The sequence below is a fragment of the Sphingomonas sp. 22176 genome (assembly GCF_052045505.1).
GTDB lineage: Bacteria > Pseudomonadota > Alphaproteobacteria > Sphingomonadales > Sphingomonadaceae > Sphingomonas.
Map to the genome: position 1 here is coordinate 333,889 of NZ_JBQEPL010000001.1, position 14,563 is coordinate 348,451.

At 68.4% G+C, this 14,563-nt stretch carries 13 protein-coding genes; 9 read left to right on the top strand and 4 right to left on the bottom strand.

The genetic code is table 11. The features are described from left to right. Window positions 1-99: 99 nt before the first annotated feature. On the bottom strand, window positions 100-2,766 hold the full coding sequence (gene ppc, locus ACTJKY_RS01550; RefSeq protein WP_440843734.1) for a phosphoenolpyruvate carboxylase: 2,667 nt from the start codon (window positions 2,764-2,766) through the stop codon (window positions 100-102). 72 nt (window positions 2,767-2,838) lie between these two features. On the opposite strand from ppc, the gene ACTJKY_RS01555 reads away from it, so the two are divergent. From ACTJKY_RS01555 to ACTJKY_RS01565, 3 genes are all read left to right on the top strand, one after another. Next, window positions 2,839-3,684, top strand: a complete 846-nt coding sequence (locus ACTJKY_RS01555) for an oxygenase MpaB family protein (RefSeq protein WP_440843735.1) — start codon at window positions 2,839-2,841, stop codon at window positions 3,682-3,684. 80 nt (window positions 3,685-3,764) lie between these two features. After that, complete coding sequence (locus ACTJKY_RS01560; RefSeq protein WP_440843736.1) at window positions 3,765-4,208, top strand: hypothetical protein; 444 nt, start codon at window positions 3,765-3,767, stop codon at window positions 4,206-4,208. Beyond that, complete coding sequence (locus tag ACTJKY_RS01565) at window positions 4,205-4,522, top strand: winged helix-turn-helix domain-containing protein (RefSeq protein WP_440843737.1); 318 nt, start codon at window positions 4,205-4,207, stop codon at window positions 4,520-4,522. Before ACTJKY_RS01560 ends, ACTJKY_RS01565 begins: the two co-directional genes overlap by 4 nt. Here ACTJKY_RS01565 and ACTJKY_RS01570 read toward each other — a convergent pair. Then, complete coding sequence (locus ACTJKY_RS01570) at window positions 4,506-5,177, bottom strand: YoaK family protein (RefSeq protein WP_440843739.1); 672 nt, start codon at window positions 5,175-5,177, stop codon at window positions 4,506-4,508. The genes ACTJKY_RS01565 and ACTJKY_RS01570 overlap by 17 nt on opposite strands. A gap of 81 nt (window positions 5,178-5,258) precedes the next feature. On the opposite strand from ACTJKY_RS01570, the gene ACTJKY_RS01575 reads away from it, so the two are divergent. Further along, entirely contained in the window at window positions 5,259-5,894 is a 636-nt protein-coding gene (locus ACTJKY_RS01575) for a trimeric intracellular cation channel family protein (protein WP_440843740.1), read from the top strand. A gap of 155 nt (window positions 5,895-6,049) precedes the next feature. Further along, entirely contained in the window at window positions 6,050-6,544 is a 495-nt protein-coding gene (locus tag ACTJKY_RS01580; protein ID WP_440843741.1) for a PEPxxWA-CTERM sorting domain-containing protein, read from the top strand. 53 nt (window positions 6,545-6,597) lie between these two features. On the opposite strand, the gene ACTJKY_RS01585 is transcribed toward ACTJKY_RS01580, so the two are convergent. After that, the gene (locus ACTJKY_RS01585; protein WP_440843742.1) at window positions 6,598-7,656 is read right to left on the bottom strand and encodes a mannose-1-phosphate guanylyltransferase/mannose-6-phosphate isomerase; all 1,059 of its coding nucleotides are present in this window, start codon (window positions 7,654-7,656) and stop codon (window positions 6,598-6,600) included. Between the two features lie 158 nt (window positions 7,657-7,814). Between ACTJKY_RS01585 and ACTJKY_RS01590 the strand changes: the two genes are divergently transcribed. From ACTJKY_RS01590 to prsR, 3 genes are read left to right on the top strand one after another with little or no spacing between them, the layout of a single operon-like run. Next, window positions 7,815-9,203, top strand: a complete 1,389-nt coding sequence (locus ACTJKY_RS01590) for a TIGR03013 family XrtA/PEP-CTERM system glycosyltransferase (RefSeq protein WP_440843743.1) — start codon at window positions 7,815-7,817, stop codon at window positions 9,201-9,203. Next, complete coding sequence (gene prsK, locus ACTJKY_RS01595; protein ID WP_440843744.1) at window positions 9,203-11,245, top strand: XrtA/PEP-CTERM system histidine kinase PrsK; 2,043 nt, start codon at window positions 9,203-9,205, stop codon at window positions 11,243-11,245. Before ACTJKY_RS01590 ends, prsK begins: the two co-directional genes overlap by 1 nt. Then, window positions 11,242-12,594, top strand: coding sequence for a PEP-CTERM-box response regulator transcription factor (gene prsR, locus ACTJKY_RS01600; RefSeq protein ID WP_440843745.1), 1,353 nt, complete (start codon window positions 11,242-11,244; stop codon window positions 12,592-12,594). The genes prsK and prsR overlap by 4 nt, the downstream gene beginning before the upstream one ends. A gap of 156 nt (window positions 12,595-12,750) precedes the next feature. Here the strand turns inward: prsR and ACTJKY_RS01605 are convergent, their stop codons facing one another. After that, complete coding sequence (locus ACTJKY_RS01605; protein WP_440843746.1) at window positions 12,751-13,428, bottom strand: c-type cytochrome; 678 nt, start codon at window positions 13,426-13,428, stop codon at window positions 12,751-12,753. Between the two features lie 102 nt (window positions 13,429-13,530). On the opposite strand from ACTJKY_RS01605, the gene ACTJKY_RS01610 reads away from it, so the two are divergent. Next, on the top strand, window positions 13,531-14,421 hold the full coding sequence (locus tag ACTJKY_RS01610; RefSeq protein WP_440843747.1) for a prephenate dehydratase: 891 nt from the start codon (window positions 13,531-13,533) through the stop codon (window positions 14,419-14,421). The last annotated feature ends 142 nt before the right edge of the window (window positions 14,422-14,563 follow it).

Below are 14,563 nucleotides of genomic sequence, written 5' to 3' on the forward strand. Positions count from 1 at the left end.
AAGCGAATCGCGTCGTATGTTGCGGAGATGCCCTGGACCCATGCCCATCAGCGCTAGGCCCCCATGGTTAACCAGGCGTTTCGCCCCGGCTCCGGGCGGTTACCCGCTGTTGCGCAGCGCGGTGGCGATGGCGTTGATCGAGAGCAGGATGCCCTCGCCGATCCGCGGATCCTCCTCGCCGGCACGGTGGCGCTTCATCAGCTCGATCTGGAGCAGGTTGAGCGGCTCGATATAGGGCAGCCGCAGCCGGATCGAGGTGTCGAGCAGCGGGTGCTTCTCCAGCAGCCGCGTCTGGCGGGTGACCTGGAGCAGCCCGTCCTGCGTCTGCTGCCAGCCGCCCTTGATCCGCCCGAAGATGCCGTCGCGCAGCTCGGCATCCTCCACCAGCGCGGCATAATGGCTGGCGATACCCATGTCGGACTTGGCGAGCACCTGCTCCATATTGTCGAGCGTCGCGCGGAACAGCGGCCAGGCGGTGGCCATTTCGCGCAGCAGCCCCTTGTCCTCGAAGGCATCGAGCGCCGCGCCGACGCCGTACCAGCCGGGCAGCATCACGCGGGCCTGCGCCCAGCTGAACACCCAGGGAATCGCGCGCAGATCCTCGATCGCGTCGCTCTTCTTTCGGCTGGCCGGGCGCGAGCCGATCTTGAGACCGGCGATCTCGGCGATCGGGGTCATCTGGCGGAAGAAGGTGGTGAAGCCCGGCGTCTCGTAGACCAGCCCGCGATAGGCGCGGAAGGCGCTGTCCGAAAGCTGGTCCATCGCCGCGGCGAAGCGATCGGCATCGGCGGGCGCCAGCCGTTCGGGCTCCAGGCTGGCGAGCAGCGTGGCCGAGGTCATCGCCTCGAGGTTAGTCATCGCGCTTTCAGGGCTGCCGTACTTGGCGGCGATCACCTCGCCCTGTTCGGTGATGCGGATGCGGCCCTGCACGGTGCCCGGCGGCTGGGCGAGGATCGCCGAGAAGCTGGAGCCGCCGCCGCGCCCGACCGCGCCGCCGCGGCCGTGGAACAGCTGCATGGCGATGCCGGCTTCCTCGAATACCGGCTTGAGCGCGGTCGAGCCGCGGCTGAGCTGCCAGGTCGAGGTGAGATAGCCACCGTCCTTGTTCGAATCGGAATAGCCGATCATCACTTCCTGGTGCCCGCGCGACGCCGCGATGGCGGCGACTTCGGGCAGGCCCAGCCAGGCTTCCATGATCGGCGGCGCGGCTTCGAGATCGGCGATCGTCTCGAACAGCGGGATCGCCATGATGTGCGCCTGCGGCGTCTCGCCCGGCACATAGAGCCCGGCTTCCTTGAGCAGGACATGGACTTCGAGCAGATCGGACACCGACTGCGCCATCGAGACGATGTAATGGCGGATGCAGTCGCGGCCGTAGCGGGCATGTGCCGCCGCCGCTTCGCGGACGATCGCCAGCTCGGTGGCGGCCTCCTCCGAATAAACGGCATAGGGGCTGGTCAGCGGCCGGGCATTGGCGAGCTCGCGGCGGAGCAGGTCGATGCGGGCCTGTTCGTCGAGCGCCGCATAGTCGTCGCACACGCCCGCCGACTGGAGCAGCTCGGCGACCACGCGCTCGTGGATCGCGCTGTTCTGGCGCATGTCGAGCGTGGCGAGGTGGAAGCCGAAGGTCTCCACCGCGCGGATCAGTCGGCCGAGCGCGCCGCCGGTGGCGAGCGGTCCGCCGTCGGCAAGGCCATGCGCGATAGCGACGAGGTCCTCGCGGAAGGCATTCGGATGGGCATAGGGCACCGCGGCGATCGGGGACGGGCGGCCCGGCTTCTTGCCGACTAGCTGCTCGTGCGTCGCGGAGAGGCGGGCGTAGATGCCGGTCAGCGCGCGGCGATAGGGCTCGTCGCTGCGGCTCTTGCCGGTATCGCCGCTGGCCTCGGCGAGCTTGAGCACCGCCTCGGGCACCTCCGTGTGCTCGGTCGAGATCGACAGTTCGGCGCCCAGCGCATGGACCGAATCGAGATAATGTTCGAGCACCGTCTCCGCCGCGCGGGCGAGGGCGAAGCGCATCGATTCGGCAGTGACGAAGGGGTTGCCGTCGCGGTCGCCGCCGATCCAGCTGCCGGGGCGCAGGAAGCTCGGCGCGCGGTCGCCCAGCGCGCGGTCCCAGCGGGCGTAGAGCGCGGGCAGCACCGGCAGGAACACGTCGCGAAAATAGGAGAGCGCGGTCTCCACCTCGTCGGGCACGCCCAGCTTCTCGCGGCGCAGCACCCGGGTCTGCCAGAGCAGCGCGATCTGACGGAGGATGGCCTCTTCCACCTGGTCGCCGTCGGGCGTCTCGGCGACGCCCTGGTCGCGCAGCGCCATCAGCTCGGCAATGCGGTTCTTGTGGTCGATCATCGACTTGCGCCGCACCTCGGTGGGGTGCGCGGTGAGCACCGGGCTGACCAGGGCATGGTCGAGCAGCGCCATCACCGGCTCGCGGCCGATGCCGGCCTTGGCCAGCCGCTCCAGCGCGGCGGCGACATCGGCGTCCTTCTCGGTCGCGACGCCCTGGCGGTCCTCGGCCAGGTTGGCGAGCATCGAGAACAGCATGAAGCCGCGGACGAAATCGAGCGTCTCGTCCAGGCTCAACCGGTCGAGCCCGGAATCGATCTTCCCCGCCCCTGCCACGCCGCGATGCCGATCGACCGACGTCGCGCGGATATATTCGATCCGCTTGAACAATTCCTCGCCGCCATAGGCACGAATGACGTCGCCGAGCAGCCGTCCGAGGAAGCGGATGTCGGGGTTGTTGGTGATCGCGAGTGTGGCCATGGGCGCGATTGCTGCACTGCAAAGCGAGGTCGGTCAACTTGTTCGCGCTACCAGAGTACCTAGCTTAGCAAGATGGATTTCGTTGCATTTGCAACCCACAGCGTACGGCGGGCGATGGTCGGCCAGGTACGCGCCGTGTTCAATGATGCCGCGCGCGGCGAAACGCCGGTGCAGCCGAGCGACGATGCGCTGTTCACGCGCGATTCGGTGCTGTGGCGGGTGCATGGCGACGTGACCACGATGATGGTCGGCGGGGTCGCCGCCCTGCTGCTCCAGATGCTCCATCCGGCCGTGCTGGCGGGGGTGTGGGACCATTCCAAGTTCCGCCACGACATGCTCGGTCGGCTCCGCGGCACGGCGCGGTTCATCGCCCAGACCAGCTACGCCTCGCGCGCCGAGGCTGAGGCAGCGATCGCCCGAGTGCGCACCATCCACCAGCATATCCGCGGCACCCTGCCCGACGGCACCCCCTATCGCGCCGATGATCCCCGGCTGCTCGCCTGGGTGCATGTGACCGAAGCGGTGAGCTTTCTCGACGGCTGGATCCGCTATGCCGAGCCGGGCATGTCGCGCGCGGACCAGGACCGTTATTTCGCCGAGTTCGCGCAGGTGGCCGAGGCGCTGGGTGCCGATCCGGTGCCGCACAGCCGCGCCGAGGCACAGGCGCTGATCGCCGAGATGCGGGGCGAGCTGCATTACGACGCGCGGACCCGCGAGGTGGCGCGGCTGCTGCTCGAACAGCCGGCGCCGAACCTCGCGACCAAGCCCTTCCAGGCGATGACCTTCGCCGCCGCCATCGACCTGCTGCCCGGCTGGGCGCGGCAGATGCACCACCTCTCCACCCCGCCGCTTGCCGCACCCGCCGTGCGGCTGGGCACCCGCGGCGTCGCGGAAACGCTGCGCTGGGCGTTCCGCTGACTTTCCGATCCGGAAAGTTCTCGCTTTCCAGGCCGGAAAGCCTGCAGTATTCCTTTCCACATTGGAAAGGGAGAATCGTCATGTCGAGCGTCGCCGAAGCCCAGCAAGCGCTGGCACAGATCCACGCCAGCCGCGCCCAGCTTGTCCGCGTCGCGCACTGCCCGCCCGCGCGGCACTTGGCCTTTGCCGCGCTGGAGGCCGGAATCGTCGTCTCCCCCGCCGCCGCGCCCTATCAGTTGCTGGCGATGATCCCGCTCGTGTTGGGCATGGTGCTGGTCATGCGCTGGGATCGTCGCCGGCTGGGCATGTTCATCAACGGCTATCGCCGCGGCCGCACCCGCCTGGTGATCGCGGCATTCCTGCCGATCCTGCTCGCGCTCTACGGGGCCAGCGTCTATTTTGTCTTCGCTAGGCAGGAAATCTGGCCGTCGCTGATGCTCGGCGCGGTGATGTTCGGTGTCGCGACCTATATGAGCATCGTCTGGCAGCGCGTCTTCCGCAGCGAGCTCGAGCGCAGTCTGTGAGTGCGCCCGACTTCGACGCGGTCATTCACCCGCCCACCCGGCTGCAGATCATGGCGTTGTTGACCAACGTGCAGGAAGCCGAGTTCGCGACGCTGCGCGACCTCACCAAGGTCAGCGACTCGGTGTTGTCGAAGCACCTCTCGGCGCTGGCCGAGCCCGGCTATGTGAAGCTGCGCAAGGCCGCGGCCAACGGCCGGCAGCGGACCTGGGCTTCGGTGACCCGCGTCGGCCGCGCTGCATTCGAGCGCCACGTCGCGGCGCTCCAGGCGCTGGCCGGGCTGGTGCCCGCGGAGCCGGTCAGCGCACCAGCGTGAGATCGGGCCGGGCGCGCGGACGGGTCATGCTCGCCAGCAGCAGCGTCAGCACGGCCGAGAAGATCGGCGCCAGCCACAACGCGTTCCAGCCCCAGCGGAACTGGCTCTCGGCGCCGATCACCACCCCGCTGACGAAGCCGAGCCACAGCGCCAGATAGCGCAGCCAGCCGAAGCGATCCGCATCGCCCATCAGCGCACCCGCCAGCTTCTGTCCCAGCTTGACCAGCGAGCCAGTCATGTAGGTGAGGCCGATCGTCACTTCGCCGTCGCGCTGGAACACGCCGTTCTCGGTACCCATCGCGGCGGCGAGCAGCAGCAGCACGATCGGCCCGGGCATCAACGTCGCGACGATGGCGGCGAGCGTCAGCAGCAGCGTCACCGCCGTCATCACCACCGGCTGGTGGCGGTGCGGACGAGCGCGGCCGATCACGCTCGACAGGATCACGCCTGCTACGAAGCTCATCACCAACGACGCGGCGATCGCCGCATCATAGGCAGAGCCGCTGCCCAGGCCCACGCCGAGCCGCGTCGTATTGCCGCTCATGAACGAGGCGAAGAAACCGCCCAGGCTGGTGAAGGCGAGCGCATCGACGAAGCCGGCGAGCGCCGCCAGGAGGATCGCGAGGGCGATCAGCGGGGACTCGGTACGTTGCATGGGTCCTCTCTGCCCCAACCTGCCGCGCTACGCCAAGACCTGTGTTTGACTTGGGGGATGCCCGCGCGGCAAAGCGAGGGCATGAACAGTTCGGTCGCCGCCCAGATCGGTCCCATCCTGCCCTGGCTCGACCTGTTCGGCATCGCGGTGTTCGCCGCCACCGGTGCGCTGGCCGCGACCCGGCACCAGCAGACCATCGTCACCGCTACCTTCTTCGCGCTGATCACCGGCGTCGGCGGCGGTACGGTGCGCGACCTGCTGATCGGCGCGCCGGTCTTCTGGGTGCACGATGCCTCGGTCGCCTCGCTGTGCCTCGGCATGTCGGCGATCGTGTGGCTCACGCCGCAACATTGGTGGAGCGACCGGACCTTCGCCTGGCTCGATGCGCTGGGGCTGGCCGCCTATGCGGCGTTCGGCGCGGCCAAGTCGCTCGGCTATGGCATTCCGCCGGTGCCGGCGGCGGTGATGGGGGTGGTGGGGGCGTGCGTCGGCGGCATCATCCGCGACGTGCTGGCGGGCGAGCCGTCGATCCTGATGCGCCCCGAACTCTATGTCACGGCGGCGGCGCTCACCGCCTCGCTCTATGTGCTGCTCAGTCTGCTCGGGCTGCCGCCCTATGCCGCGGGCCTGGTGTCCGCCACTGCGGGCTTTGCGCTGCGCGGCGCCGCGATGGTCTGGAAGTGGGGACTGCCCGCCTATCGCGGCGGCAAGGGCTGACGCCACCTTCATCGTGTGAACAGATGGTAGCTCCGAAACGACGGCAACTATCGCAGCAATTATTGCCAAGTCGCAATCAAATCTGCTATATGTTCTGGGCGTTACGCTTGTACTGCGTATGACATCATTAAAACATATAGTTAGTGGAGGATTGCATGAAACGCACGCTCTTCTTGGGCGCCTGCTGTGCTGCAGCATTTGTGATTGCCGCCCCGGCGAATGCGGCGCAGTACAGGTTTTCGATTACCGGCAGCCAGACGATCAAGTTCGTCCTCCAGTCTTCGCCGGCGCCTACGAATATTGATGACGGGCATTTTTTCCGCATGGATGGAACAACCGGCACGATCAACGGCGCGGCCGCGACTTTCGACCTGGGCTTTGGCAGCCCAACCTATTTCTTCAATTTCGGCCTGTTCAACAACAATATCGGCGCAAGCATCTTCTCGACCGGTGCCACCCTGTATACCGGGTCCGAGTCTTCGCCGACGTTCAAGCTGGGGACGTTCGCGCTGGCCCCGGGCTATAGCCTGACCATCTCCGCCGTTCCCGAGCCGGCGAGCTGGGCGTTGCTCCTGGCGGGCTTCGGCGGGCTCGGCATGGCGATCCGCCGTCGCCGCAACGTCTCCGTCCGGGTACGCTTCAGCGGCTGATCCGCGTTCGACGCCGCCGGTCCGTGCGATCGGCGGCGCGTTCGGGCGCAGCGTCAGTCCTTCATCGCGTCGATCAGCTTCTTCACCTCTTGGCTGCGCCCGCGCGGCAGCACCAGCACGTCGGCGCCCGACACCACCACGATCAGATCCTGCACGCCGACCAGCGCGACGCGCTTGCCCGGTTCGCTCTGCACCAGGCAGTTGGTCGCCTCGATCGCCACCACGTCGCCGCGCACCACGTTGCCGCCGGCATCGGGATTGCTGATCGCGTGCAGCGCATCCCAGCTGCCGACGTCGCTCCAGCCCATCGCCACCGGCACCACCGCGACGCGCGGGGCCTTTTCCATCACTGCATAGTCGATTGAGTCCGAGGGACAGGCAGCGAAGCTCTCGGCATCGGGGAAGATCCGCGCGCCCTCGCGCCGGGCCTTGTCCATCGACTGCTGGGCCGCGACCAGCATTTCGGGGGCGAACACGCTGAGCGCGCCGAGATACATGTCGGCGCGGAACAGGAAGATGCCGCCGTTCCACGCATGGTCGCCCGACTCCAGCATCGCCTCGGCGCGGTCGCGCGGCGGCTTCTCGACGAAGCGATCGACGCGGAACACGCCGGGGGAAAGCTCTTCCTCGCCGATCTTGATCCAGCCATAGCCGGTCTCAGGCGCATCGGGGGCAATGCCGAAGGTGACCAGCCAGCCTTCGTTGACCAGCGGCAGCGCCGCATCGATCGCGGCGTGGAAGGCGTCGACATCGGAGATCACATGGTCCGACGGCATGACCAGGATCGGCTCACTGCCGCTGCCCGCCGCCATGGCGGCAAGTGCAATCGCCGGTGCCGTGTTGCGGCCGATCGGCTCGAGGATCAGCGATTTGATCCCGGTGCCGATGCTGGCAAGCTGTTCTTCTACCAGGTCGACATGGAAAGTGTTGGCAACGATGATCGGATCGGTGAACCGTTCACCCGAGGCGCGGGCCACGGTCAATTGGAGCATTGTCTCCTCGGCCGTCAGCGACAGCAGCTGTTTCGGCCGTTCGGGCCGCGACATCGGCCAAAGGCGGGTACCCGAACCGCCCGAAAGAATGACAGGCGTGATCGGCTTGGTATCCGGCATGCGGAAGGGCTCCCTGGGCTCGGTGCTGTGGAATTAGCTGGGCGGTCTGCGCCTGTGAAACAAGGGTACGCTGAAACGGTTGCGATACGACGCAAATTTGATGCGACGGCGCGGGCTTGGCCGTTCGTTTACCCTTCTGCGCTACACCGGGCGGCGCCATGATCCGCCTGTTCAAGCATTATGTCCCGAACACCGTGCTGCTGCTCGGCCTGCTGGATGTGATCCTGCTGGTCACGGCGGGCGAGCTGGGCTGGCAGCTGCGCGCGCACCAGGCCGGCATCGACGTCGGGCCGATCGGCGAGCGGGTGCCGCAGCTGGCAAGCTTCGCGCTGGTGCTCGAAACCGCGCTGCTGGCGCTCGGCGCGTACAGCGCGGAGGCGCTGCAGTCGCTTCGCCATGCGCTGGTACGGCTGCTCGTCTCGATCGCGCTCGGCGTGCTGGGCCTCGGCTTTCTCTATTTCCTGGTGCCGCCGATCGGCTTCTGGCGCTCCAACCTGCTCTATGCGGCGGTCACCGCCTTCGTGCTGCTGCTGCTGATGCGGGTGCTGCTCGGCAAGACGCTGGGCGGGGCCGCGTTCAAGCGGCGCATCGTCGTGCTCGGTGCCGGCCCCCGCGCGGCGCGGCTCAAACAGCTGTCCAGGGCGCCAGGCGCCAGCTTCGCCATCGTCGGCTATGTCGCGATGAGCGACGCCAACCGCGTCATCCCCGAGGCGATCGCCCGCGACGCGATCTACAACCTGGCCGACCATGTCGTGCTGCTCAACGCCAGCGAAGTGGTGCTCGCGCTGGAGGAGCGCCGCAACGCGCTGCCACTGAAGGACCTGCTGCGGATCAAGACCACCGGCGTCCATGTCAGCGAGTTCTCGACCTTTCTCGAACGCGTCACCGGCCGCGTCGATCTCGACAGCGTCAACCCGAGCTGGCTGATCTTCTCGGACGGCTTTTCCTCCGGGCGACGGATGTCGGGCCTGTTCAAGCGGCTGTTCGACATCCTCGCCAGCCTGATCCTGCTGCTCATTGCCTTCCCGCTGGTGATCGTCACTGCCATGGCGATCAAGCTGGAGAGCCGCGGCCCGGCGCTCTACCGCCAGCAGCGCGTCGGCCTCTACGGCCAGGCGTTCGACGTGCTCAAGCTGCGCTCGATGCGCCAGGATGCAGAGGCGCCAGGCGAGGCGGTCTGGGCGGAGGAGAATGATCCGCGCATCACCCGCATCGGCCGGATCATCCGCAAGATCCGCATCGACGAGCTGCCGCAATGCTGGAGCGTGCTGAAGGGCGAGATGAGCTTCGTCGGCCCGCGCCCCGAGCGGCCCAAATTCGTGGAGGATCTCGAGCAGGCGCTACCCTATTATGCCGAGCGGCACATGGTGAAGCCGGGCATCACCGGCTGGGCGCAGATCAACTATCCCTATGGCGCGTCGATCGACGATTCCCGCCAGAAGCTCGAATATGACCTTTTCTACGCCAAGAACTATTCGCCCTTTCTCGACCTGCTGATCCTGCTGCAGACCGCGCGCGTCATCCTGTTCCCCAGCGGGGCACGCTGATGCTCACCGCCGCGCTGAGCCTGTGGCTGCATGCCTTGGCGGCGCTGTTGTTCGCGCTGCTGCCCTTCGCGGCGCTCCGCACCGGCGGTGACCCGCTGCCGCGCCGGGCGCTGGCGGTGGCGCTCGGGCTGACCGCGCTCGCCGCGCTCGCCACCGCCGGCATCGGCGCGGAGGAGATCGCGACACGCTTTGCCGAGACGCTGCGCACGCTCGGCTGGCTTGGCTTCCTGCTGCTGCTGCACCGCCGCGCCGGCGAGCCGCGGCCGCCGCTCGCACTCGGCACGGTCTATGGCGTGGTCGCCCTGGTGACCATCGCGGCAATGGCGCTGGACCTGGTTGCCACCGGCCCGTCGCAGATCGCCGGAGACGCCGCGTCGGTGGCGCTGCTGCTCCACCTGCTCGTCGCGGTTGGCGTGCTGGTCATGGTGCAGGCGCTCCACGCGGCGCTCGCCCATACCGCCGGCGGGGGCCTGCGCTGGACGGTGGCGGCGCTCGGCGGCTTCTGGCTGATCGAGTTCGCGGTGCTGACGCTCGCCTATCTCGGCGCCCCGCTGCGTGGGCTGCTGCTCGTCGCGCAGGGCACCGCCCTGGTCTGCGTCGCCGCCGCAATGGGGCTCGGGCTGCAGCGGCGCGGCGACTGGCGGGTACGGATGTCGCGCACCGTCGCCTACCAGTCGCTGACCCTGGTTGCGGTCGGCGCCTATTTCGTGCTGCTGGCGCTGGCGACCAGTGCCTTGGCGACGCTGGGCGGCGCCCATGCACGGCTGCTCCAGACCGCCTTCGTGTTCGGCGCCACCGCTGCGATCCTGGCGCTGGTTTCCAACTCCGGCCTGCGCGGCTGGGTGAAGGTGAAGCTGGCCAAGCATTTGTTTCGCCACCGCTATGATTATCGCGCCGAATGGCTGCGCTTTACCGAAACGCTGGGCGCACCGGGTGCCGCCCCGCTCGACCAGCGCATCGTGCGCGCGCTCGCTGACCTGACCGACTCGCCCTCGGGTCTGCTGCTGGTCGCCGAGGACGGCGGGCTGGTGGCCGGGGCCGGCTGGCACTGGGACCGCGCGACGCTGCCGCTGACCGCCGATTCCGCGCTCGCGACCCATCTGGAGACCACCGGACGGATCATCGAAGTCGATGCGGTACGCCTCGCCCTGGCCGATGCTGCCGATGCCGATGCGACCCCGGGCTGGATGCGCGACGTCGACGCTGCCTGGGTGGTGGTGCCGCTGCTCCACCGCGGTGCGCTGGTCGGCGCGATCCTGCTCGGCCGCCCTGCGCTGGCGCGGCGGCTCGACTGGGAGGATTTCGACCTGCTCAAGGCCGCCGGGCGCCAGGTGGCGAGCTATCTCGCTGAGGCGCGGGCGCAGGAAGCGCTGGCCGAGGCGCAGCGATTCGACGAGTTCAACCGCCGCTTCGCCTTCCTGCTCCACGACATCAAGAACCTGGTCAGCCAGCTGGCGCTGACCGCGCGCAACGCCGAGCGCCATGCCGACAATCCCGCCTTCCGCGCCGACATGATCGCGACATTGCGTGACTCGTCCGACCGGCTGAACGCGCTGCTCGCCCGGCTGGGCCAGCACCATCGCGGCCGCAGTGAGCCGCCGCGCCCCACCCCGCTGCTGCCGCTGCTCGAACTCCTCGTCGCGCGGCAGCCCGGGCAGGTGCGGCTGGTCTCCGGCGCCGAGCCCGCCGTGGCGCTCGCCGAGCCCGCCGCGCTCGAACAGCTGCTCGTCCACCTGATCCAGAACGCCATCGAGGCAAGCCCGGCCGATGCGCCGGTGACGCTCGCGCTCGCCACCGACGAGGAAAACGCCATCATCGACGTGATCGATCGCGGCTGCGGCATGTCGCCCGGCTTCGTCCGCAACCGCCTGTTCAAGCCGTTCACCTCCTCCAAGCCCGGCGGCTTCGGCCTCGGCACCTTCGAGGCGCAGCAACTGACACAGGGCATGGGCGGGCGGATCCAGGTCAGTTCGCGCGAGGGCCAGGGTACGCGGTTCCGCGTGGTGCTGCGCGCGGCGCCCGCGGTGGAGGTCGCAGCGTGAGCGAGGTTCTGCCCAAGCTGCTGATCGTGGAAGACGATGCCGGGCTCCAGCGCCAGCTGCGCTGGGCCTATGAGGGCTATACGATCCTCGCCGCCACCACCCGCGACGAGGCGATCACCATGCTGCGCGCCGAGGAGCCGCCGGTTGTGACGCTCGATCTGGGCCTGCCGCCCGATCCCGACGGCACCAGCGAGGGCTTCGCGACTCTGGAGGCGATCCTCAAGCTCGCCCCCGCCACCAAGGTCATCGTCGCGTCGGGCCATTTCGAACGCGAGTCGATGCGCCGCGCGATCGAGCTCGGCGCCTGGGACTTCTACCAGAAGCCGATCGACATCGACGCGCTGGGGCTGATCGTCACGCGCGCCTTCCACGTCCATGCGCTGGAGACGGAGAATCGCCGTCTCGCCGAAAAGGCCGAGGCCAAGGCGGTGCTGGGCGGCATGCTCACCGCCGCGCCGGAGATGCTCAAGGTCACCCGAACGATCGAGCGGGTGGCAGGCGCCGATGTCTCGGTGATGCTGCTGGGTGCCAGCGGCACCGGCAAGGAGTTGCTGGCGCGCGGCCTGCATGAGGCGAGCCCGCGTTCTGGGGGCAGCTTCGTCGCGATCAACTGCGCGGCGATCCCCGAGACGCTGCTCGAATCCGAGCTGTTCGGGCACGAAAAGGGCGCCTTCACCGGTGCCGTGAAGACCACCGAGGGCAAGATCGAGCTGGCGCAGGGCGGCACCTTGTTCCTCGACGAAGTCGGCGACATCCCGCTGCCGCTCCAGGTCAAGCTGCTGCGCTTCCTGCAGGAGCGGGTGATCGAGCGGATCGGCGGGCGGAAACCGATCCCGGTCGATACCCGAATCGTGTGCGCGACCCACCGCGATCTGGACGCGATGGTGGCCGAGGGACGGTTCCGCGAAGATCTCTATTACCGGCTCGCCGAGATTGTGGTGCGCATTCCGTCATTGGCCGAGCGGCCGGGCGATGCCGGGCTGCTCGCGCGGCACTTCCTCGCGCGCTATGCCGAACAGATGAAGGCCGGGCAGAAGAGCTTCGCCCCCGACGCGCTCGCCGCGATCGACGCCTGGGGCTGGCCGGGCAATGTCCGCGAGCTGGAGAACCGCATCAAGCGCGCGGTGATCATGGCCGAGGGAAAGGCGGTGCATGCCGAGGACCTGGACCTAGCACCGGGCGACGCCGCGGCGATCAACCTGCGCGCGGTGCGCGAAGCGGCAGACCGCCAGGCGATCCGGCATGCGCTGGCGCGGAGCGACGGCAATGTCTCGGCGGCCGCGCGGATGCTGGGGATCAGCCGGCCGACGCTGTACGACCTGCTGAAGGCGTATGATCTGCAGGGGTGATCCCCTTATTCACCCCTCCCGCTTGCGGGAGGGGATGGGGGAGGATGCGACGTGGAGGTCCTTTCTGAGACGATTTAGCCCGCTACCCTCACTCCCCCTCCCCTAACCCCTCCCGCAAGCGGGAGGGGGATTTAGAGCGGTAGGAGGCTGAGAGCCTTACTTCTTCTTCTCGGCCTGCACCGCCGCCTGCGGGTCCTTGGACGGTGCGCCTTCGGCCGGCGTCGCCTGCTGGACGTTTACCGACACGTCGGCGCCTTCGGCCGCGCTGTTGCTCTGCACCCCGGCATTGTCCGGCGCCGAGCCCGCGGCGGGGGCCGCCGGCAGCGGCAGGTTCGAACCCTGCTTGTTGAGGTACAGAATCACGTCGGCGCGCAGCTGCGGGTCCGAGATGCCGGCGAAGGTCATCTTGGTGCCAGGCGCGAACTTGCGCGGGTTGGTGAGCCAGGCGTCCATCTTGTCGAGGTCCCAGGTCCCGCCGACGCCCTTCAGCGCGTCCGAGAAGGCGAAGCCGCCCTTGCCCTGGCCGATCGGCTCGCCCAGCGTGGCATAGAGGTTCGGGCCGATGCCGTTGGCGCCGCCCTGGGTAATGGTGTGGCACGAAGCGCACTGCTTGAAGCCGCTCTCGCCCTTGGCGGCGTCGCCCTTGGCGAGGCGCACCGGCAGCGGCTCGGCCGCCGCGGCGCCGCCGGCGGCATCTTCTACCGCCTCGACGACATAGCCGGGGCGTTCAGGCTTTTCGGAGTGGAAATACTTCGCGCTGACGATCGAAAGTCCCAGGGCGGCGATACCACCCGCCAGCGCCCAACCTGCGATCGTATTGAAGCGATCTTGCATTCATCCGCTCCCACCTGTGCTTTGGTTCATCTTTAGAGCGCGCCCGGCGCCGAAGGCAAGCACACTTGCGGCGGAGTTCTACGGAGGCTAGCGCCGCGCTCCATGGAGAATTTCGCCGCCCCCGCCCGCCCGATCGTCGCCCGCATGCTCGCCGAAGCCGAAGCGGCACCGGCGCGCGCGGTGGCGTTCCAGGGCGCACCGGGCGCCAATTCGCACGTCGCGGTGCGCGAAGCCTTCCCCGACGCACTGCCGCTGCCCTGCTTCTCGTTCGACGACGCGATCGATGCGGTGAAAGAAGGCCGCGCCGACCGCGCGATGATCCCAATCGAGAATTCGCTGCACGGCCGCGTGGCGGATATCCACTTCCTGCTGCCCGAATCCGGGCTGTCGATCATCGGCGAGCATTTCCTCGCGATCCGGCATACGCTGATGGGCACCGGCCCCATCGACGGCGTGCGCGAAGCGATGAGCCATCCGCAGGCGCTCGGCCAGTGCCGCCACTGGCTGAAGGCGCACGGAATCGCGCAGGTCGGCTATCCCGATACCGCGGGCGCGGCGGCGATGGTGGCGGAACTCGCCGATCCCAAGGTGGCGGCGCTCGCCCCTGCGCACGCCGCCGAGTTGTACGGGCTCAACGTGCTGGCCAGCGACATCGCCGACGCCGCGCACAACATGACCCGCTTCGTGGTGCTGTCGCGCGACGCGCCGGGGGTCACCGGCGAAGGCCCGTTCATGACCTCGCTGATCTTCGAGGTGAAGAACATCCCCGCCGCGCTCTACAAGGCGCTGGGCGGCTTCGCGACCAACGGGGTGAACATGACCAAGCTGGAGAGCTACCAGCGCGAGGCGAGCTTCTCGGCGACGGAATTCTATGCCGACATCGTCGGCAGCCCCGAGGACCCGGCGGTGCTGCGCGCGCTGGAGGAACTGGGCTTCCATACCAAATGGGTGCGGCTGCTCGGCACCTACCCGCAGGCGCGGGCACGGCCGTAAAATCAAGATCCTCCCCCGGAGGGGGAGGGGGACCGCCGCCGAAGGCGGTGGTGGAGGGGTGTCCCGGCCGGAGCAGAGTCCCGCCATCACAGCGGTTACACCCCTCCGTCGCGCTCCGCGCGCCACCTCCCCTTGCAGGGGA

What these genes read in the sequence shown, in the direction of transcription:
- ppc (WP_440843734.1), bottom strand. Translation starts at nt 2,766, where the DNA reads ATGGCCACACTCGCGATCACCAACAACCCCGACATCCGCTTCCTCGGA.
- ACTJKY_RS01555 (WP_440843735.1), top strand. Translation starts at nt 2,839, where the DNA reads ATGGATTTCGTTGCATTTGCAACCCACAGCGTACGGCGGGCGATGGTC.
- ACTJKY_RS01560 (WP_440843736.1), top strand. Translation starts at nt 3,765, where the DNA reads ATGTCGAGCGTCGCCGAAGCCCAGCAAGCGCTGGCACAGATCCACGCC.
- ACTJKY_RS01570 (WP_440843739.1), bottom strand. Translation starts at nt 5,177, where the DNA reads ATGCAACGTACCGAGTCCCCGCTGATCGCCCTCGCGATCCTCCTGGCG.
- ACTJKY_RS01575 (WP_440843740.1), top strand. Translation starts at nt 5,259, where the DNA reads ATGAACAGTTCGGTCGCCGCCCAGATCGGTCCCATCCTGCCCTGGCTC.
- ACTJKY_RS01580 (WP_440843741.1), top strand. Translation starts at nt 6,050, where the DNA reads ATGAAACGCACGCTCTTCTTGGGCGCCTGCTGTGCTGCAGCATTTGTG.
- ACTJKY_RS01585 (WP_440843742.1), bottom strand. Translation starts at nt 7,656, where the DNA reads ATGCCGGATACCAAGCCGATCACGCCTGTCATTCTTTCGGGCGGTTCG.
- ACTJKY_RS01590 (WP_440843743.1), top strand. Translation starts at nt 7,815, where the DNA reads ATGATCCGCCTGTTCAAGCATTATGTCCCGAACACCGTGCTGCTGCTC.
- prsK (WP_440843744.1), top strand. Translation starts at nt 9,203, where the DNA reads ATGCTCACCGCCGCGCTGAGCCTGTGGCTGCATGCCTTGGCGGCGCTG.
- ACTJKY_RS01605 (WP_440843746.1), bottom strand. Translation starts at nt 13,428, where the DNA reads ATGCAAGATCGCTTCAATACGATCGCAGGTTGGGCGCTGGCGGGTGGT.
- ACTJKY_RS01610 (WP_440843747.1), top strand. Translation starts at nt 13,531, where the DNA reads ATGGAGAATTTCGCCGCCCCCGCCCGCCCGATCGTCGCCCGCATGCTC.